This is a genomic window from Ruegeria sp. HKCCE4148, from assembly GCF_017872495.1.
GTDB lineage: Bacteria > Pseudomonadota > Alphaproteobacteria > Rhodobacterales > Rhodobacteraceae > Ruegeria.
The window spans coordinates 924,312-943,917 of the sequence record NZ_JAEDOS010000002.1; the positions used below are offsets into that span (position 1 = coordinate 924,312).

Consider the following 19,606-nt stretch of genomic DNA (forward strand, 5'->3'; position numbering starts at 1 on the left):
GCTCCTAACGAAGCCCGTCTTTGCCTTCTGCGTCGTCATGGGTCAAGCCACCAACTCGCGGTAGCGGCCGCCCGCTGTCAGTCACTGCCACAGCTACCATAATCTCGTTTGCGCGCGGCGCATCATTCAGGCGCACTTCAATCCCGTCGAAATGGCTGCGCACATAGGCCGCATCCTTGTGTCCAAGAGGCACATCCAGCACCTGACCCGGAGATCCCATCTTTTTCGAGGACGGCACCAAGGCCGCTCCTTTCTCTACTTCTTTCCGCAGTGGTGCGCCGAGTTTAGGATGCAGAATTGCAGCGGCGTGTTCCAACTCGCCATTCTCTCCCACCATGGCCGACTTACCATAGCTTTCAGCTTGTTCGGGCGCGATACCAAGGGCTTCGACGCATTTGCGACCCAACAACGCACCCAATTCCGCGCCTATCTCCATCAGCGCACTCAGGTCTTCCTGATAAGCACCTGCAAACGGGTTCTCGATCACGGCCACTGCAACTGCTTTGCGCGTGGCCGGGTCGATCTTGCGCCCGATTTCGGTATGGGTTTCTTCGATGTTCACGGCAATTTTGCGGATCTTGGCATTCATCTCAGCCCATCCTCTCCTTTGATGTCTTTTGCAGCCAGGCCACCAGCCCGGTCGTGGATGCGGGGCCCAGTGCTCATGACAAGAATAACGGCCATCTCGCCCGCCTTGGGTGCGTCATTCAAGCCAACTTCCATGCTGTCAAAATGGCTGCGCACGTATGAAGCATTGATATGGGTGATCGGCACATCCAGCCGCCCACCCACACCGGCGACCTTTTTGGATGAGGGCACAATCGCATTCGAGTTGTCCAGAAGCTCGCGCATCGCGTATCCGCCGGGCGCGTGCCACAGTGCACCATGCTCCAACTCACCGGCCTCTCCAATCATTGCGCCTTTGCCATACCCTTCGATTTTGTCAGCGCCTCCCAGCATCTCGACCAGACGCTTTGCCATTTTCAATCCCAGCGGCTTGAGGTCCTCCATGAACCACTGAATGTCGGGCTCGTACCGCCCTGCAAACGGGTTCTCGATGATCGCGATCGCCGCCGCCCGGCGCAAGGGTGTTGCAGGGACAGGGCCACCTTCGTGGAAAATCTCCTCAACGGAATAGGCGGTCTTTCGGACGTTAAGTTGGGACATTTTGGATCTCGTGTTGAATGGGTAAAATATGTGCGCCGGTCGTGACGGCGTGGCCTTGAAGGAACAGTGCCGCAGTTCTAAGGCAACCGTGGGTCTTTAACGATGTTGCGCGACGGACGCCGAAGGCCAATGCTTGCTGGCACTCGCTGGCCGATAAAGCGCCACAACCGACAACCACAGGCAAGCCCCCAAGATCGCTGTTCTCGTCAACCCCGCTGGCTGCGCGACGGCTGACCGAAGGGTGCCCTGGCACATCCACTGCATTGGCAACAAGTGTTGCTGCGGCATCAGCCTCGGCGGCAGAGTTAGCAAGAACTGTCACGCTGTCTGCTATACCCAACGACAGGCTACGCCCGTGGCGGCCCGACGTCGCGATACCGCCAATTCGATCCGCACCTGTGACCTCGATCCGGCCCAAATCGCTACCGTCATGGGCCTTGATCGCTGTTTTGAACGAGGTCCCCGGCGTCAGATGTAAGGCAATGTCGCCACCGTTATTGACATAAGCGCGGGTGATATCCGCGTTTTTGGTCATGGCCGCAAGAACCTCGTCTGCTATGCTTCCCGCCACGGCGGCCATCCGGGTTAGATAGCCTACATTCATCAAAGGCAGACACGCATCATGCATTCGGCGTGCCACCGCGCCCATGGGGCGGTTGGTAAATGGTGACAACATCGCACGAAGGTCAGGCAGCTCCTCGACCACCTCGGCAATAATGGTTTCGAACCGACGCATTGCGGCCCGATACGCGTGATCCCGCGCGCCATCCGCCCATACGATCAGATCGCTGGGGCCATGCTGCAAATGCAAGCGCTGGCCATCGGGCAACAGGCGCGCGTGCGGTTTCATTCCGCGTCTGCCTTCCAGCGGTAGTTGCCAAGGTCCATTGGATTCCCCGCTTTGGGATTTTGCCGCACATGACGGGCCTGATCAGAGTTTATGTCACTCACCTGCCGCATATGGTCGACGTGCCCGCCCAACGCGGCATAGTCGCTCACGCGCAGGGTGAACTCGATAGGCGCGACCAGAGCAGGCGTTGGAACGTAGCCAAAAGAACTGGTTGGCATGTCCAGAACGTCCACCATCACAGTGATACCGCCGCCGGGCCAAACATAAGCATCCGCCCCACCGCAGGACACATGCGTCAGCGCCTCCTTAACCGATTTGGTCAGACGCACTGGGTTTTCTGTGACACCCGCCCGCAGCGATCCCCCTGCCCCGCCCATGAACAGGACCGAGCAAACCGATGGTTCGCAGTTCTCCGCGATCAACGCCGCCGAGGACGCAAGTTTCGCGGGCACCTCTCGCTGTTGCGGAACAAGATCAGCATCAAGCTCGTAATATGAGAATTGCTCACCGGTGGTCGACACCATGAACAACCGCAACCCTTCCCAGGCTGTTTTGGGATTGAACGGGCCGAGGATCGCCAGAGGATCTTCAATATCCGTGCCGCCCCACCCTGTTCCGGGTTCTGCCACCTGAAAATACCGCCCCGGCGTCGAGCGGCGCCCCTTGATCTTGATCCCCGTCGCCGGCACGTCTAGCTGCTTGCCTGTTTCGTGCTCACTGAGAACACCGGTTATGTGATCGTCCACCACCACAACGTCGTCCACATGGCCGATCCACTGTTTCGGAAACATGCCAATGGTGGCCGAGCCGCAGCCCACGCGCATTAGGCTTTCGGTAACGCCATTTATGATCGGGGGTTGACCTGCCTGCACCACAACTTCTGTCGCGTGATCCTCTTCGCCGATTATCATGGTCACTGGTTCTCGGTTGCACAGCCGCAGCAGCGCGTCACAAGTCACACGGCCTTCTTTCTTACTGCCACCCGTCAGGTGCTCGACACCGCCCAAAGACAACATCTTTGACCCGTATTCCGATGTCATTACATGGCCGATCGGCTCGCCATCCACGCGCACAACATCGCGTTCGTGGCCAATATGGCGGTCGGTGTCGATTTTTACCTTCACACCGCAATAGCTAAAGATCCCCTCGGTCACGACCGTGACCATATCGACACCTTCAACCTTCTGACTGGCGATGAAGGGGGCGGGCTTGTAATCGGGATAGGTTGTTCCTGCGCCAACGGCAGTAACAAACTGACGCTCTCCTTTGAAGATGTCACCATCCCAATCCGCGGACGCGCCCTCTCCCATAAACGGTACAAGATCCGGCCCGCTTTGGATGATGGTCAGCGGATCCAACCGTACCAGTTCACCACCATGGTTTGCATAGCGGTCACAAGCGCCGGACTTGCCGTCGGCGATGTAACACATCACCGGGCAGGCATCGCAGCGGATCTTTTCGGGCTTCGAAGCATTGGTCATTGCATCACGCTCTTCTTCAGGGCCTCATGAACGACGCTGGGGGTCGCAGGGCCTTTGTACAACCGCACCCCGGTTGCGTGTTTGATCGCGTTCAAAAGCGCAGGCGCGGTGGGGATCAAGACGTGCTCTCCCAGACCCTTGGCCCCGAAAGGCCCATGCGCATCAGCCTCTTCGATGATGATCGCTTCAATCGGAGGGATATCCCCAATGGTCGGGATCAGATAGTCATGCAGGTTCTCAGTCCGGCCAGGGATGTATTCTTCCATCAGCGCCATGCCAAGTCCCTGAGCAATCCCACCGTGAATCTGCCCTTCCACAAGCATCGGATTGATAGCCTGGCCGACGTCATGAGCCGCGACAAATTTCACAGGTCGGACAATGCCCAGCGCGGTATCTACCTCGACCACGGCCAAATGCGCGGCATAACCGAATTGGGCGTAAGGATGCCCTTGCCCGTTGTCGTCCAGGGGTTTTGTCGGAGGATCATAGCTTTCTTCCGCACGCAGAACAAAACCGTCTTCATCGGCTGCAAGCGCAGACAGGGTCAAAACATGAGATCCTGCGGCATCGGTTGCATGGATTTCTCGGTCTCTGAAGCCCAGAACTGCATCCTCTGCCACATTCAAACGCTCCAGGATCGCAGCCCGCAACGCTTTGCCCGAAAGCCGCGCCGCATTACCCGAGACAAAAGTCTGGCGCGAGGCCGAGGTTTTGCCCGCGTCAGGTGTTACATCCGTATCCACGCCAACGCGCGTGATCTGACCTGCTTCGACCCCAAGCGCGGTTGCAAATATCTGCGTGATGACGGTGTTGGCCCCCTGACCAATATCCATCGCACCTTGATGCAGCACCACCGAGCCATCTGCGCGAATACCACATTTGATGGTTGACGGGTTGGGCAAAGATGTGTTGCCGCACCCGTACCAGCCACTTGCGATGCCGACGCCGCGTTTCAGCTTTTCGTTGCGGGCGTTGAACCCCTCGGCCTCTGCACGTTCTAAATCCCAGGCAGGCCGCAACGCCTCAAGACAAGACTTGATCCCGACGCCCTGATCAAAAACCTGCCCGCACACGGTCGGCACATCATTGTCCAATGCGTTCGCTATGCGGAATTCCAGCGCGTCCATTCCCAATTTCTCGGCCAGTTCGTCAAAAAGACTTTCTTGCGCGATGGCCGATTGCGGCACGCCAAAACCACGAAACGCACCGGATGGCGGGTTGTTGGTGTGAACGCCCTTGGCCTGCGCTACATAGTCCGCAACGCGATATGGACCCGAGGCATGGACCGGAACCCGGTTCGCCACCGTTGGCCCCCAACTGGCATAAGCACCAGTGTCGAAGCTGCCGCGAAAGTCAAAGCCGCACAGCTTGCCATCTTCATCAGCTCCGATCCTGAGTGTGATGTCGCACGGGTGCCGCTTGGTCGAGCTTTGCATGGATTCCGTGCGTGAATAACAAAGCCGTACCGGCTTGCCTGTTTTAATCGCCGCAAGCGCCAGATAAGGCTGAACGCTCATATCCAACTTGGCACCAAATCCGCCGCCAACAGCAGTAGGAACCACCCGGATTTTGGCGCGATCCAACCCCAGAACAAGCGAAAGCCCGTCAAGATCCATCACCGGGGCCTGCGTGCAGGCATGCACCTCAAGACGACCGTCTACGAGTTCTGCAAACCCCGCTTCTGGCTCTATATAGGCATGTTCCACAAAGCCGCTTTGAAATCGGCCTTCCACAGTCACATGGGCACGCTCCAGCGCCGCCTCAGGGTCGCCGCAGGTCACAAACCCGGTGCACATCACGTTGTTATTCCGCCCCTTATGCAACTGTGCCGCAGAGACACTCTGAGCTGCGCCCATGTCCTGAGCTGCAGGCAACTCAGTCCAAACGATCGGCAATACGTCAGGATCAATCGCGCGCAGAGCATCCCGCGCGCCGACCAGGGCAGCGACCGCCTCACCCCGGAACCGAGTTTCTCTCTCGGCGAAAACGGGCTGATCCTCAAACCCCGGAATGACACCAAAGCAATTCTGGCCCGGAACATCCGCCACCGTCAGGACCGCGTCCAGCCCAGCCGCCTGCGCAAACCCCTCAAGATCACCGATTTCGAAGGTTGCCCGCGCAAAGGGCGAGCGGATTACCATAACCTCAAGGCACCCGGCCGGCGCCACGTCGTCCCCATATTTCACGACAGCTGAGACCTTTTCGATCCCATCCAAGTGTTGGATCGCGTCACCCACCTGGCCTGCTGTTTCGGTTGCCATGGCAGGCGCGCCCATGACAGCGTCGATGATTTTGCGGTAGCCCGTGCAGCGACACAGCACGCCACCCAAAGCGTCTTGCACCTGCGTCTCGGTGGGCGCAGGCACATCTCGCAAAAGCGCGACAGCGGACACGATCATACCCGGCGTACAGATGCCGCACTGCGCCGCCCCATGATCCAGAAAACTCTGCTTTAACCTCGTGGCAACGGGGTCTTGGGCGTTCAACCCCTGCACAGTCTCGACCTTGCGCCCTGCAACCTGATGCGCCGGGGTCAGGCAGGCGCAAACTGGGTCACCATCGATCAGTACGGTACACGCCCCGCAATCCCCTGCGTCGCAGCCGATCTTGACATCACGCTGACTCAGACTTTCACGCAAAACCTCGGACAATCGTTGGCCAGGTGCGACGAGTGGGGCCGCCTCTCGACCGTTCAGTTGGAATGGAACCGGGGTATCTGACAACGCTTTGTTCATGACGTAACCGCCTTGTGAATTGCGCGCTGAACTTGATGACGCACCGCGTCGAACCGGTACGATGCCGCCCCCCGGACGTCATCAATGGGCGTCAGACTCGCGATGTCGTCCTGCGAAATCCTTAGTTTATAGGGATCCTGCCCGATCAAACGCGCTTCCAGCGCTGTCAGCCGCTGCGCCACAGCGGAACAGGACCCTACGGCGACGCGGGCATCTGCGATTTTGCCCTGTGCATCCAGCAGGATGTTAACCGCCGTCATGGCAATCGAGATGACCAAATAGCGGCGGCTGCCTAGCTTCTCAAAGCCGGATGTCATGCGGACATGTTGTTTTGGCACAATGATGGCTGTCACCAGCTCATCTTCTCTAAGCACCGTTTGCCGCACGCCCGTAATAAATTCGCCCAACGGCAGAATGCGTGTCCCTCGCGCTGCGCTGGCAAGCTCAACCTCAGCGTTCAAGGCCAGCAGAGGCGGAACACCATCTGCCGCCGGTGACGCGTTGCAAATGTTCCCGGCAATCGTGCCCGCGTTCTGGATTTGCAGGCTTCCGACCTCACGCGCTGCCTGTTTCAAGGCGTCAAACGCTGCGGGCAAATCCGCTCTAACAACATTCGACCAAGTAGCAGCCGCACCAAACCTTGTGGCGTCTTCCGTTTGCTTGATGTCAGACAGGCCACCGACTCTGGTTATGTCTAACACATTCTCCGTCTGCTCACCCGGTCGTAGTGCCGGATAAAAATCTGTGCCACCCGCGATTACACGAACCCCAGCCTGCTTACGAAGACACAGCGCATCCGACAGCAAGCTTGGTTGTGAGTAGGCCATGCACAAATCCATTTTCGTTAGCGTACTAATGATAAGAGGGAGTTTCCACTAAAGTCAACATGACTGGCCAGGGAACGAAGAAGAACGGGATGCGTTCCGGGCAGTCTGTTGGTGTCGCATTCACTGGAACCCCGAACTGCACACGTCTGTGTTGACAGAATTCCGAAGCTGGCTAGGGAACATGACGCAACAAGTGCTGAACAGATCGGCGCTCCGAAATCGGTGCGGGTCGCCCTCACGCTAGAGGAGGGGATCCGATCCGGCAGGCTGGACAAGGGTGCGCCGCAGGCCAGTGAGAACACGCTGAACAAGCGGTTCTAGGTCAGTCGCAACATGGTACGAAAAAGCCTGGAGATCCTCAGCCGCAAGGGCCTGATCACAACGAGGCGCGGGGTTGGATCATTTGTCACTTTCGGCGGCAAAACCGTCGACGATCACACGGGATGGAGCGTGACATTGTCCTCAGGTGAAACCGAACTCGCCACGCGCGTCTTTCGTTTAGCGCGTGGAGAAATGGATCTGGTAGGTGCACCTGATACGGCTGGCACCGATGTCCTGATGGTCGACCGCCTGCGATTTCGGGCAACCACTGGCCAAAGCGTCTCACTGGAACGCAGCCGCCTTCCTTGGCGTGCAGGATTCTCCGAGATTCTTGAAAGCGGGCTGAAAAAGTCGATCAATGAAAATCGGCGCACCATCTGATGTTGTACTTCAGACTTGCCTTCGAATATGACCCCCTTAACCTGCCTCGCTTTGTTGCTACCATGGAAGCTTTGGCAGTTTGCATGGAAACTTTATTCAACGAAAATGATTGAATTTGCGTCGCGTGGAAATCCTCTAACAATTGTCCGCGAAGTTCAAAATCGAGCAATAGTAACAAACCTAAACAAGCAAAAAAATGATTGATTCCTGTTTGGTTGTCCGCCCATCAAGTGTCTCGCCACGATATTTAGACCGGCTCTTGTTTTTCAAGCCCGACAACGGCGATGGAATTCGCCTGGCTGGTTATATTCACGTTCCGAAACTAAATAGGGTCGGTCGGTATCTCACCCGCCGTCCCTTTTTCCATTTTGTGGGCGATCTCAGCGTCCAGCGAGTAAAACAACCCTCACCGTGCAGCCAAGATCCTAAAGCTGAACCCGCTTTGAATCCGCTGTTGGTCCAGCAAATTGGTGTATTCAGCTATAAGCAACCGTGTTTTGTTGCTGTATGCCGAGGCCTTCGATGGAAAGTCGAATTTGTTGACCTTCTCTCAGAAATACCGGTTCAGGCTTTTGCCCCATACCGACGCCCGGAGGCGTGCCGGTGGAAATGATATCGCCAGGCTCCAGAGTCATAAACCGGCTGCAATAGGAGATGAGTTCTGCCACTCCAAAGATCATTGTTGAGGTCGAACCATTCTGATATCGAACGCCGTCCACTTCTAACCACATGGCAAGTGCCTGCGGATCCGGAACTTCATCCCGAGTCACCAGCCATGGGCCAATCGGGCCAAATGTGTCACAGGATTTTCCTTTAACCCACTGACCGCCCCGCTCGATTTGAAACTCGCGTTCAGAAAGGTCATTTACAACGCAATATCCCGCGACGTACGAAAGGGCATCCGCCTCGGAGACATGACGAGCAGTTTTTCCAATCACGACCCCGAGTTCAACTTCCCAGTCAGACTTTTGAGAGCCTTTTGGGATAATGACATCATCAAAAGCGCCGACGATGGAACTGGTCGCTTTCATAAACAGGATCGGCTCACTAGGGATCGGCATATTCGCTTCCTTGGCATGATCGCTGTAGTTCAGCCCAATGCACAAGAACTTCCCGATACCGGATACACAGGCCCCCAGACGAGCCCCTTCTTCTGCTAGCGGAAGACTGGAGACGTCCGCGGACCGAAGAACTTCAAGCGCGGAATCGGTAAGCACGTCACTGTTGATATCAGCGACAACTGTCGACAAGTCGCGGATCCTTCCTTCTTCGTCTACAATTCCCGGTTTTTCCTGGCCCGGTGAACCAAATCGCACAAGTTTCATTTCATCTCCGATTTTATGCTAGAGCAGTTGGGCTATAGCCCTAAGCCTAGATTTCGATGCGATGGTGTGGTCAATTTCATCGTTATGAACATAAACCAGCTCAAAACGCTACTCGCGGTCATTGAACAGAAATCTTTTGCTGCTGCAGGGGAAGTCATCGGGCTGTCGCCTTCGGCTGTAAGCCTTCAGATAAAGGCCATGGAAGATGAGTTGGGCGTACAGTTGTTTGACCGTATCAAGCGACCCCCTGTACCGACGGCGCGGGGACGCGCTCTGGCAGAGCACGCGCAACAGACTCTGACCCTCTTCGAAGCGTCGGCGCGTGTAGCACGGGGTGAGATCGTCAGATCAAGATTGGCGATTGGGGCTGTCCCCACGGCCTTGGCAAGCTTCCTTACGGTTGGCCTGAAGGCGCTGCAGACGACCTATCCCGCCTTGCAGGTCGAGGTAAAAAACGGAAGTTCATCTGCATTGGCCCAGAAGCTCACGGATGGGCATGTAGACGTTGCGATATGCACCAAACCTGTGAACCCGATCCCCGGTCTGGATTGGCACAGTGTCGCGATTGAACCTTTCGTTGTTGTAGCTCCAGCGCATGCCAAGGGCGACAAATGGCAGGACTTGCTGCGCACGCAACCGTTTATCTGGTTCAACCGTAAGACTTGGGCAGGCCAGAGCATTGAAGAAGAACTGCGTGCTCAGAACATTGACGTGAAAAGTGCGATGGAGATCGACTCACTGGATGCAATTTCCAATCTTGTCAGTGAGGGGCTCGGGGTTTCGATTGTTCCGCTCTGCAAAGGTCGTCGGCCATTTTCGAACCGCCTGCGCACGCTTCCTTTTGGGGATCCGCCGTTTTCCCGAGAGATCGGAGCTTTCACAAACTCCGACGGCCGGGCAGATCTTGTAATCGATACTTTCATAGGGGCGCTGCAGTCTTCATGAGGAAACCTCATGCAAGAAACAAGAAATTGAAACTAACATAAATTTTTTTGGCGATGCTATGCTGACTTTATCAACAAGGCGAGCGCACCATGCTTCAAGACGCTAACTATTCAGCAACCCCGTCATTCGAGCTATCCGTCAGACAACGCGAAATTCAAAACAAGGCTCGGCACATCGCCGAAACCGTCTCCGGCCCGCTTGCTGCAGAAACTGATCGTTCCGAGAGGTATCCGGTCCGCGTTGTCGAAGCGATGACCAAATCGGGGCTAATGGGCATGAGCGTTCCCAAATCGCTTGGCGGTCCTGGTCACAGCTATTTTGACGTCGCACTTGTTGTTGAAGAGTTGGCTGCAAAATGTGGAGTATCGGGTCGGATCGCTGTTGAAGGAAATATGGGAGCCGTCGGCGCGATTATCACCTACGGATCACACGACCAAAAGAAAAGTGCGGCAGCGCATGTGTTGGCCGGTGACAAACCGGCAATCTGTATCACAGAGCCTGATGCAGGAAGCGCCGCGACCGAAATGACCACTACAGCGGTGCGCGAAGGCAATGCATGGGTTTTGAAGGGAAAGAAACACTGGATCACGGGAGGTGGCGTCTCGCAGCTCTATTTGATCTTTGCCAGAGTTATTGAAGAGGGCGAATTCAAAGGGATCGGTGGCTTTATAGGCTATCTGGGCGAAGACGGGCTGATGATCGGCGCGCGTGAGCCGACGCTGGGCCTTCGTGGCATCCCGGAAACCGAGGTCATTCTGGATAATCTGCGCCTGCCCCTGGACCGGTTGATTTCACCGCCCGACGGGCTGAAGCATGGCTTTTCCGCATTGATGAACGCCTACAATGCGCAACGCGTCGGGGCGGCGGCGGTCGCGCTTGGGATCGCACGCGGAGCGTATGAGGCAACGTTGGCGTTTGTAAAAACGCGCGAGCAGTTCGGTCGCCCGATTGCCGAATTCCAGGGTCTGCAGTGGATTATTGCCGATATGTCGATGCAGATTGATGCCGCTCGGATGATGATCTGGCGCGCAGCGGCCAGTGCAGACCGACAGCACTTAGGTTTTCCTGATCCCATGTTGGCGGCGCAAGCCAAGGTCTTCGCCTCGGAAATGGCGGTGAAAGTGACCAACGACGCGTTGCAGTTACACGGCGCACGCGGGTATTCGCGCAACACTCCCATCGAGCGCATGATGCGTGATGCACGAATGTTCACAATAGGCGGCGGCACGGCGCAAATGCTGCGCAACCTCGTGGCTGGACAGGTTTTGAAAATGAAAACCCCGCAAACACGGGGTGGATATCTTCCGAAAAACGAAAACGCTTGAAGAAACAATCAGAGACCAAGACGTATTGGACAAAGCGCATCCCCTGGCTTTGAAGCGGCGCGGAAGGCGTGACGTTTCCCGGAGAATGCACAACCGACGGCGTGAGCAACTTAGACTTGCAATTGGCTTAGCTTTCCAGCGGAATACCTTCACCTTAATTTCAGCTTTTGTTGGAAGGAGTGCGCATGACGGCCGTATCTGAAGTCTCACACAAACGGGCAACTTTCACCGATTGTCGGGGCGTGCCAATCTCGTATAAAGACTCCAAGGCCATTGACGGATTGGAACGCGCGATTGAGATGTCGTTGTCTTTTCGGGGCGACGCGATTGCGGAAATCGACGCGGTTCTGGCCGAGCATCCTGAATTTATCATGGGTTGGCTTTTTAAGGCCGGTTGGCTGACCCAATCCATGGAAACTCGCATCTACAGCGAGATGGTCGCGGCTTTGGACGAGGCGGGCAAGCGCCTCAAATCCGCCAATGATCGCGAGATTGGCCATTACGAGGCGGTCAAAGCCTGGGTAAATGGTGATTTCTACGGTGCGGTGCAGAAATGGGAGGCCGTGCTGGTAAAATACCCCATGGACCTCTTGGCAATGGAGTTGGTTCACTACACCGACGTTCTTCTAGGAGACGTCGCTGGGCAGCGCGACGTGGTCGCCCGCGCCTCCACGCTCTGGGAAGAAAGTATACCCGGATACGAATTCGTGCTGGGTTTCTATGCTTTTGGCCTCGAAGAGAACCGTGACTTTTCCCACGCCGAACAATTGGCGCGTCAGGCTTTGGCCATTCGCCCTGATCACCCCTACGCCGTGCATGCTGTCGCCCACGTTATGGAAATGCGTGGCCGCCAGATGGGCGGCGTGCGGTTCATGCAAGAACGCGCAGGTGAATGGGGCACGTCCAATTTCGCCAATCACCTTTGGTGGCACACCGCACTCTACCACCTTGATATCGAGCAATACGACAAGGTGTACGAAATTTTCGATGCGCATTTGGACTCGCGCCAGAAGGACGGCAATAAATATGAGGAACTGGACGCTTCAGCCTTGCTGTGGCGCATCAACCTTGTTGGCCAAGAGTCTGGCGACCGATGGAAACACCTCGCGGACAAGTGGGAGCCCGCCGCGCAGGACACGCTTTATGCGTTTAACGATGTCCACGCGATGATGACCTTTGTGTCAGATAACAGGGTCGAGGCACAAGACAAGCTATTGACGGCCAATGAGCGATATCTAGAAAACGCGTCTGATGCCAACGTCGCCATGAGCCGTGAGATTGGTATGCCTTTCTGCCTGGCCATGCGCGATTTCAAGAATGAGAAATATGGTGATTGCGTGGATCGGCTTTTGCCCGTCCGCTACCTGACCCACCGGCTTGGCGGATCCTTTGCTCAGCGTGACATCATCGGTTGGACATTGTTGGAGGCCGCCTTACGTGCGCGTCGGTTTGATCTTGCACTGGCCTTGGCCAACGAGCGCACCGCACTCAAACCAACCTCGGCGCAGAACTGGCGGGCCGTAGCGCGGGCGTTCAAAGGGTTGGGCGACACTTCCAATGCTGATCGGGCGATAGCCAAGGCGCAATCCCTAATCCTTGCGTGATCGGGCCAGACCCTTTCGGTTTACATATGAAAAGGCCTTTAAGCGCCCCGACCGGTGACGCTGTGCCGCCATTGTGAAGTGAACTTACTTACCTATTGGGTGGTCAGGTTCGTACTTGAAAAACTGAGAGCCAACATTAAAAGCGAAACGGCACCCAACCACGCTGCAATTACACGGAAAGAAATTCCAACCCACGGCCGTGTAAAGTGCTTCCCGACCAAAAAGCAAATACCCACAAGATACAGCAAACCTAAGTTGGCACCGATCATCGAACCGGACATCGTGAACACCCTGTCTTGGGATGGGCCATCGTCCGGCACCGAAGCATCACCGATCAAAAATGCACCCAGCCCGATCACTAAGGTTGCAAGAAGCGTAGGTTTTCCGGGAAAAAGTGCAGCCGTTGAACAAGCCAAAAAGGCCATTGCAAACATCATTGAATCGATTTCAGCAAAGCCAATCGCGAAAATGAGGCCAGCTAGGCTGGTGACAAAAAAGCTTACAAGAAGAAATCTCGCATGTGCTGGTTTGAACCCGCCAGCAAGCAAACGCAGGCCAATCATCAGCAGGGCTTGCGGTGGCGTTGAAAAGGGGTGGATTATTCCAACGTAAAACCCCTCGATACCCGGCAGGGAACTATGTGCCGACGCCGGATCGGCCACCAACACCAATGGGACAGATGCAAGGGGTTTGGGTTCGTTCATCCTCAGGCGACACCCGTGAGAAACGCAATCCCGGCAAAAGCAATCAGACCACCCGCGCCGCAAAACCACCACCATACCCATCGCCGGAGTGGGCGTACGCGGCAAATGTAGTAAGAAAGTATACCAAAGAAATAGCAAGAAGGCTGTGCACGATACGAGTAGGGAAAACAATTACCCCTTTGAAAAGGGGCCCTTCATTATTGGTAAGCTACGTATTCGAATGATTAAACGTGAGATGATCCAAGCGTTGTCTAAGCGTATGCCGCCCCGCGCAGTTAGGCACTACTATGCCTCCCCCTCTGTTCTGACAATACTGGTGCTGGGATTGGCAGACACATCCTCAAGCATCGCAAGGACTTCAGATTTCCAGCCCGCTTTGATGTTCAGGGCCAACTGTGAAGGAGGGCGGTGTACTGGCTCTAATATCGCGTATTCATACCTAAGTGGGCTTTCGATGGGCAGAAACACGACCTTTCCGCCAGACAGCTGCAATTCCCGTTCGGTTGCAACGGTCAGAGGATCCACGATTGTGCAACACTGCCCCGAACTTACGAAGGGGATCAGGGGTAAAAAGTACTGACAGGTCACCGTCGAGTTATACTGAGCAGAGGCCCCTTGGAACTGTGCCCTTATTTTGCGCTGAAACGGGTGCGTCTCATGAAGACCACCCATTGGAACCCCGTCGAGATCGGAGACCGAGATGCGATCACGTACGGCAAGCGGGTTTTCTCGGTCAATGGCACAGAAACAATCCGCCATAATCAATTCGACGGAATACTGCGGCCCTTTACCGTTGGAATGTTCGAAATCCGCAAAGCCAAAATCGATATTCTGTGTTCCCGCAAGCTCGATAATTTGCGGTGAGCTGCGCGTTGACAAAGTGATTTTAATGTCAGGGTTTTCACCAACTGACTGGCTAATAAACCGCGGAAACAAAAAGGCAGAAGGACCGGGCATGGTTGCAATATTCAGGCTGCCTGAATGCCCTTTAATAAGCCCCTCCATTGTGTTGGAGATCGCAGCTAGACGGTCCAAGATACCAGTCGTCTCAGCAAGCAAATAATGCGCTTCGGGGACCGGCACCAACCGCCGCCCTTTACGCTCAAACAATGTCAAACCCAGAGTTTTTTCCAGGTTCTTCAGTGCCAAGCTGATCGCTGGTTGGGTGCGGTTCAGCTTTCTGGCCGTCTGAGCGATGGAGCCTGTTTCCATAACTTCGCGAAAGACTGTGAGCTGTGTCAGGTTCATAACTCATATATAAGCTAAACTTTAGTTTTGTGAAATATAACAAATTTGTATTAATGAAATTTGTCTTTACGCTCTCAGGATCGAGGTTCGGGAAAACCGAATCCCACGATCCAACAACGGAGACGACTATGAAACTAGTGAAATGTCTGACGGGTCTGGCTTTGGCTGGTGCGCTGGCCGCACCGGCGCTGGCGCAGGATCCGACCTTTTTCCGCATCGGCACCGGTGGAGCTGGTGGAACCTATTTCCCCATCGGTGGCACCATTGCGAACGGTATCTCGGCCCCTCCGGGCTCGCGTCCTTGCGAAGAGGGTGGCCAATGCGGCGTACCAGGACTCATCGCGATTGCACAATCGACAACTGCGTCTGTCTTTAACAATGCTGCCGTACAGAATGGCGAGCTTGAGGCCGGTCTTGCCGCAGCCGACGTGACCCGCTCGATGTATCTTGGCGAAGGCAAATTTGAAGGCAAACCCCACCCCAACCTGCGCATCGTCGCAAACCTGTTCCCCGAAGACCTGCATCTGGTGCTTCCAGCCGGTGAGACGATCAACGATCTGAGCGATCTGGAAGGAAAACGCGTTGGTATTGCGCAGGCCGGTTCTGGTACGCAGGTTGCAGTTTTGCAGATGTTGGACGCCTGGGGCGTCAACCGCGACAACATGGAAGAAGCCGAGCTGAACAACAGCCAAAGCGCCGAGCGTCTGGCAGATGGTCAGTTGGACGCCTATTTCTACGCTGCAGGTTGGCCTGTTGCCGCGATGGTGCAGTTGTCTTCGACCAAAGGCATGAACCTGTATTCCTTCAGCGACGAAGATCTGGCGAAGATCAACGAGATCATCCCAGCCTATATCCCGTCCGCCATCCCTGGCGGCGTTTATGAAGGAATCGACGCAGAAACCAAGACCCCTGCGGTCAGCGCGATGCTTGTGGTGTCCTCTGAGTTGTCGGAAGACCTAGTTTATCAGTTGACCAAAGCTTTGTGGAACGACAACACCCGCAAACTGCTGGACAATGGCCATGCAAAAGGCAAGCAGATCACGCCTGACACGGCGCTGGACGGTGTCGAAGCCTTGGGTGTTCCGCTGCATCCGGGTGCCGAGAAATTCTATAAAGAAGCCGGTCTGCTTCAGTAAACGAACCCAATTGAAACCTGTCGCTGGTGCCCCTTATGCGGGGCACCGCACTCTGGAAATTTGCGAAATCGGGGGGCCATCATGTCCGAGACCCAGAAACTTGATGACCACGAACTGACGGCCGAGGAACTGGCGGCCATCGAAGAACAGTTCGATGAAGGTGCTGCCGTCCGGCAAGTCACGCCCACCACAGGCAAGGTGCTGCGCGTTGTCGCCCTGATCTTTGCGTTTTATGAATTTTTTACTGCCGGATTTGGCCTGCCCGCCGACCATTGGCATATGGGTATCTATTTGGCGCTGCTGTTCATTCTTGTCTACGCCACGATCCCGATTGTCGGGGCCAAGAGCCTATATGCCCTTAAGGTCAGCCGGTTCCGCATTGGGAATATCCCCCTCTATGACCTGGTTTTCATGGCGCTTGGCATCACGGCCGCGTTGTATGTTGGTCTTGCCTGGCGCGGCATCCCGTTTCTGGGAATCGAGGAACAGACCTTCCGAATGGGCAATCCCAACGGATATGATGTGTTTCTTGGCGTCATCATCATCCTGCTGGTGCTGGATATAGCCCGCCGCACGTTAGGGTGGGTGCTTCCGCTGATCATCTGTGTCTTTATCTCATACGCCCTGCTGGGGCCGTACTTCCCCGGGTTGTTGCAACATCCCGGCGTGAACTTCAAAACCTTCGTTTCGTCGATGTACTTCCCGCAAGAGGGTATCTACGGGGTCACTCTGTGGGTTGTTTCAACCATCGTCTTTCATTTTGTCCTGTTTGGCGTCATCGCCCAGCGCACCGGATTGGGACAATTGTTCATCGACAACGCTACAATTTTGGCGGGCCGCTATACAGGCGGTCCGGCAAAAGTGTCGGTGGTGTCCTCGGCCTTCTTCGGCACGATCTCGGGGTCTTCGGTGGCCAACACCGTATCAACCGGCGCGCTGACAATTCCCAACATGAAGCGCCTAGGATACCCCGGCCACTTTGCCGGGGGTGTCGAGGCCGCGTCTTCGGCTGGTGGACAAATCACCCCACCGATCATGGGGGCCGCCGCCTTCATCATGGCCGAATTTCTTGAAGTTCCTTATACCACAATCGTCATCGCGGCGATCTTCCCGGCCATCCTCCACTACGTAGGCGTCTTTGCCGTGGTGCATCTGATGGCACGCAAACTGAACCTACAGGGCCTTGCCAAGGAACAACTGCCGCAACTCAAAGCCGTCTGGGCCGAAGGTTGGGCCAATATCGTGCCTCTGATTGGACTGCTTGTCGTATTGTTCACTGGCTACACGCCGTTCATGTCAGCTTTCTGCGGAATCTCACTTGCGGTCATCGCAGGCATGTCGCGGCTCAGGCAACCTCCAACCTTGATTTACGCGGCAGCCTTTTTGGCCTTTGTGCTTTGGAAATTCTCGGACGGCGGATTCGACCTGAACATGACCCTGATCTTATGTGGGCTTTCAGCAGTCGCAACGTTGAACCCCCAGAAACGCATCGAAGTACCTGAAATGCTGCAAGCGGTCGAACTGGGCGTAAAATACTCACTGGCCGTGGGTGCTGCGGCGGCCGCGGTTGGCATTGTTGTCGGTGTGATCAACACCACCGGCATCGGCTTCCGCATCGGATTCATGGTGACGCAGGGCGCGGGGAATCTGGCGGCTGATCTTTACAACATGATCTCGTTCGGCAGCTTCCAGTTGTTTGCCATGGAAGACCTTCAGCTGTTTATCTCGCTTGTTTTCATAGCCGTGGTGTGCATCCTGATGGGTGCAGGCATTCCCACCACTGCACTATACATCATGCTGGTCTCTGTAGCACAGCCAGCACTGGCGCAGTTGGGCGTTCCACCCATCGCAAGTCATCTGTTCGTGTTGTACTATGGTGTTGTGTCCGAGATCACACCTCCGGTCTGCACCTCAGCCTACGCGGCAGCGGCCATTGCGAACTCCAACCCATTCCGAACCGGTTTGTCCGCCTTTACCCTTGGGCTGGGCAAGGTGATCGCGCCAATGGCTTTTGTCTACGCTCCGGTGCTGTTGTTTGTATCCTCAACCGGTTTTGATCTGTGGGAGTTCACGTACACTGCGGCCAGCTGTATCGCCGGTGTCATCGCCCTGTCCGCAGCTGTGGTCGGTTACTGGCTGAAGTCATTGAACATAGCGTCGCGTATTTTGATGGCGATCGCGGGGGTGATCTTCGTCGCGCCAAGCCTGACAGCGGACCTGATCGCGTTGGCAGTGGCCTCGCCAGTCATCATCACCCAATTGATCGCGCGCAATCGCACCCATTCTCCGGCCTGACAGGATGACACAACAAGTTACCATCATAGGCGCTGGCATCGTCGGAATTTGTTGCGCGCTGTCGTTGCAAGAGCGGGGCATACCGGTCCGTCTTGTAGACCGGGGTGAGCCAGGCCAGGAAACATCATTTGGCAATGCAGGCGTGGTGTCACCCTGGTCGATAATTCCTCAGGCAGTTCCTGGAATTTGGAAGAAACTGCCACAAATGCTGTTGGATCCGAAAAGTGCGCTGTCGGTACGGGCGTCATTCTGGCCGAAGATGATACCTTGGGGGATGCGCTTTCTGGGAAAATCCGGCGAAAAAACCGTTCGTGAAGTCTCGGATGCGATGGAGCTTTTGTGCCGTCCATCCATCGATTTGTACCGTCGGCATCTGCACGGCACCGGGCATGAAGATTTAATTGCCGACAGTTATTACATCCACGCTTTCCGCAATTCTGATCAGGCCAGCCTGGACGAGCTTGGTTATCGGATCCGCCGAGAAAAAGGCGGGGAATTGGAGCGTGTCGACAGCGCCGAGTTGCGGCGCCTGGAACCTGCGCTTTCAAAAGCGTTCAAGGCCGCAATTGTGATCAAAGGCCAGGCGCGCGCGATCTCTCCGGGACGCTTGGGCACTGTGCTTGCAGAAAAAGCGCGCGCGCAAGGGGCCGAATTCGTGCGAACCGAAGTCGCCAAGCTGACACAAGCCGAAGGAGGCAATTGGCAGCTTGATACTTCGCAAGGCAAAATACATGCACATCATGTCGTTCTTGCCGCCGGGGTATGGTCTGCCGACCTGCTGAAGCCATTAGGACTTCCCGTACCACTTGTGGCTGAACGGGGTTACCATGTTGAATTCCCTAACCCCTCTGCGGTGCTGAACAATTCGGTCATGGACGTGGATGCAAAGATCGTCGCAAGCTCGATGCAAGGTGGATTGAGAGTTGCTGGTACAGCCGAGTTCGCAAGCGTCGATGCTCCAGCCAATCCACGAAAAGAAAAGATTCTGACCGAGCAAGCCAAAGCATTGGTGCCGGAGCTTAATACAGGCGAACCGCAGTTTTGGATGGGCCGTCGCCCCTCTTTTCCCGACAGCCTGCCTGCGATTGGGCCGCTGAAGGGCAAAGACGGTTTATTTGCCGCGTTTGGACACTCTCACTACGGCCTGATGATGGCGCCGAAGACTGGGGAACTTGTGGCAGACCTTGTGTCTGATCGCAGCCCAAATATCGATTTGGCCCCATTTTCGCTGGACCGTTTCTAAATCTCCAATTCGAAAGGAC

Annotated in this window: 16 protein-coding genes; 7 read left to right on the forward strand and 9 right to left on the reverse strand. The window is 55.8% G+C overall.

Annotated elements, in window-relative coordinates; all coding sequences use genetic code 11:
* Window positions 1-4: 4 nt before the first annotated feature.
* The 6 genes from I9187_RS09375 to I9187_RS09400 are packed head-to-tail and all read right to left on the reverse strand — an operon-like array spanning window position 5 to window position 7,060.
* Window positions 5-589: an amino acid synthesis family protein gene (locus tag I9187_RS09375; protein ID WP_171176412.1), complete on the reverse strand. Its 585-nt coding sequence runs from the start codon at window positions 587-589 to the stop codon at window positions 5-7.
* Window positions 586-1,167 carry an amino acid synthesis family protein gene (locus tag I9187_RS09380; protein WP_171176409.1) on the reverse strand — a complete coding sequence of 194 codons (582 nt, stop codon included), beginning with the start codon at window positions 1,165-1,167 and terminating at the stop codon, window positions 586-588. The genes I9187_RS09375 and I9187_RS09380 overlap by 4 nt, the downstream gene beginning before the upstream one ends.
* Entirely contained in the window at window positions 1,154-2,017 is an 864-nt protein-coding gene (locus I9187_RS09385) for a UPF0280 family protein (protein WP_171176407.1), read from the reverse strand. The genes I9187_RS09380 and I9187_RS09385 overlap by 14 nt, the downstream gene beginning before the upstream one ends.
* On the reverse strand, window positions 2,014-3,498 hold the full coding sequence (locus I9187_RS09390; RefSeq protein WP_171176405.1) for a 6-hydroxynicotinate reductase: 1,485 nt from the start codon (window positions 3,496-3,498) through the stop codon (window positions 2,014-2,016). Before I9187_RS09390 ends, I9187_RS09385 begins: the two co-directional genes overlap by 4 nt.
* Window positions 3,495-6,233 (reverse strand): molybdopterin cofactor-binding domain-containing protein, encoded by a 2,739-nt coding sequence (locus I9187_RS09395; RefSeq protein ID WP_171176403.1) that lies wholly within the window; start codon window positions 6,231-6,233, stop codon window positions 3,495-3,497. The genes I9187_RS09390 and I9187_RS09395 overlap by 4 nt, the downstream gene beginning before the upstream one ends.
* Complete coding sequence (locus tag I9187_RS09400; RefSeq protein ID WP_171176402.1) at window positions 6,230-7,060, reverse strand: FAD binding domain-containing protein; 831 nt, start codon at window positions 7,058-7,060, stop codon at window positions 6,230-6,232. The genes I9187_RS09395 and I9187_RS09400 overlap by 4 nt, the downstream gene beginning before the upstream one ends.
* Window positions 7,061-7,393: 333 nt before the next feature.
* Here I9187_RS09400 and I9187_RS09405 point away from each other — a divergent pair, with 333 nt between their 5' ends.
* Window positions 7,394-7,762: a hypothetical protein gene (locus I9187_RS09405; protein WP_174827339.1), complete on the forward strand. Its 369-nt coding sequence runs from the start codon at window positions 7,394-7,396 to the stop codon at window positions 7,760-7,762.
* A 476-nt stretch (window positions 7,763-8,238) separates the two neighbouring features.
* Here I9187_RS09405 and I9187_RS09410 read toward each other — a convergent pair whose 3' ends face one another.
* Window positions 8,239-9,087 (reverse strand): fumarylacetoacetate hydrolase family protein, encoded by an 849-nt coding sequence (locus I9187_RS09410; RefSeq protein WP_171176400.1) that lies wholly within the window; start codon window positions 9,085-9,087, stop codon window positions 8,239-8,241.
* A 66-nt stretch (window positions 9,088-9,153) separates the two neighbouring features.
* On the opposite strand from I9187_RS09410, the gene I9187_RS09415 reads away from it, so the two are divergent.
* The 3 genes from I9187_RS09415 (at window position 9,154) to I9187_RS09425 (ending at window position 12,961) form a co-directional block, all read left to right on the forward strand.
* Window positions 9,154-10,032: a LysR family transcriptional regulator gene (locus I9187_RS09415; protein ID WP_209509406.1), complete on the forward strand. Its 879-nt coding sequence runs from the start codon at window positions 9,154-9,156 to the stop codon at window positions 10,030-10,032.
* An 89-nt stretch (window positions 10,033-10,121) separates the two neighbouring features.
* Entirely contained in the window at window positions 10,122-11,357 is a 1,236-nt protein-coding gene (gene acdA, locus I9187_RS09420; RefSeq protein ID WP_171176396.1) for a 3-sulfinopropanoyl-CoA desulfinase, read from the forward strand.
* 185 nt (window positions 11,358-11,542) lie between these two features.
* Entirely contained in the window at window positions 11,543-12,961 is a 1,419-nt protein-coding gene (locus I9187_RS09425) for a tetratricopeptide repeat protein (RefSeq protein WP_171176394.1), read from the forward strand.
* A 92-nt stretch (window positions 12,962-13,053) separates the two neighbouring features.
* On the opposite strand, the gene I9187_RS09430 is transcribed toward I9187_RS09425, so the two are convergent.
* Window positions 13,054-13,665, reverse strand: coding sequence for a hypothetical protein (locus tag I9187_RS09430; RefSeq protein WP_209940147.1), 612 nt, complete (start codon window positions 13,663-13,665; stop codon window positions 13,054-13,056).
* Window positions 13,666-13,950: 285 nt separating this feature from the next.
* Window positions 13,951-14,913 carry a LysR family transcriptional regulator gene (locus I9187_RS09435; RefSeq protein WP_171176390.1) on the reverse strand — a complete coding sequence of 321 codons (963 nt, stop codon included), beginning with the start codon at window positions 14,911-14,913 and terminating at the stop codon, window positions 13,951-13,953.
* 128 nt (window positions 14,914-15,041) lie between these two features.
* On the opposite strand from I9187_RS09435, the gene I9187_RS09440 reads away from it, so the two are divergent.
* From I9187_RS09440 to I9187_RS09450, 3 genes are all read left to right on the forward strand, one after another.
* Window positions 15,042-16,049, forward strand: coding sequence for a TAXI family TRAP transporter solute-binding subunit (locus I9187_RS09440; protein WP_171176388.1), 1,008 nt, complete (start codon window positions 15,042-15,044; stop codon window positions 16,047-16,049).
* A gap of 81 nt (window positions 16,050-16,130) precedes the next feature.
* On the forward strand, window positions 16,131-18,344 hold the full coding sequence (locus tag I9187_RS09445; RefSeq protein ID WP_171176386.1) for a TRAP transporter fused permease subunit: 2,214 nt from the start codon (window positions 16,131-16,133) through the stop codon (window positions 18,342-18,344).
* Window positions 18,345-18,348: 4 nt separating this feature from the next.
* Window positions 18,349-19,587: an FAD-binding oxidoreductase gene (locus I9187_RS09450; RefSeq protein WP_171176383.1), complete on the forward strand. Its 1,239-nt coding sequence runs from the start codon at window positions 18,349-18,351 to the stop codon at window positions 19,585-19,587.
* The last annotated feature ends 19 nt before the right edge of the window (window positions 19,588-19,606 follow it).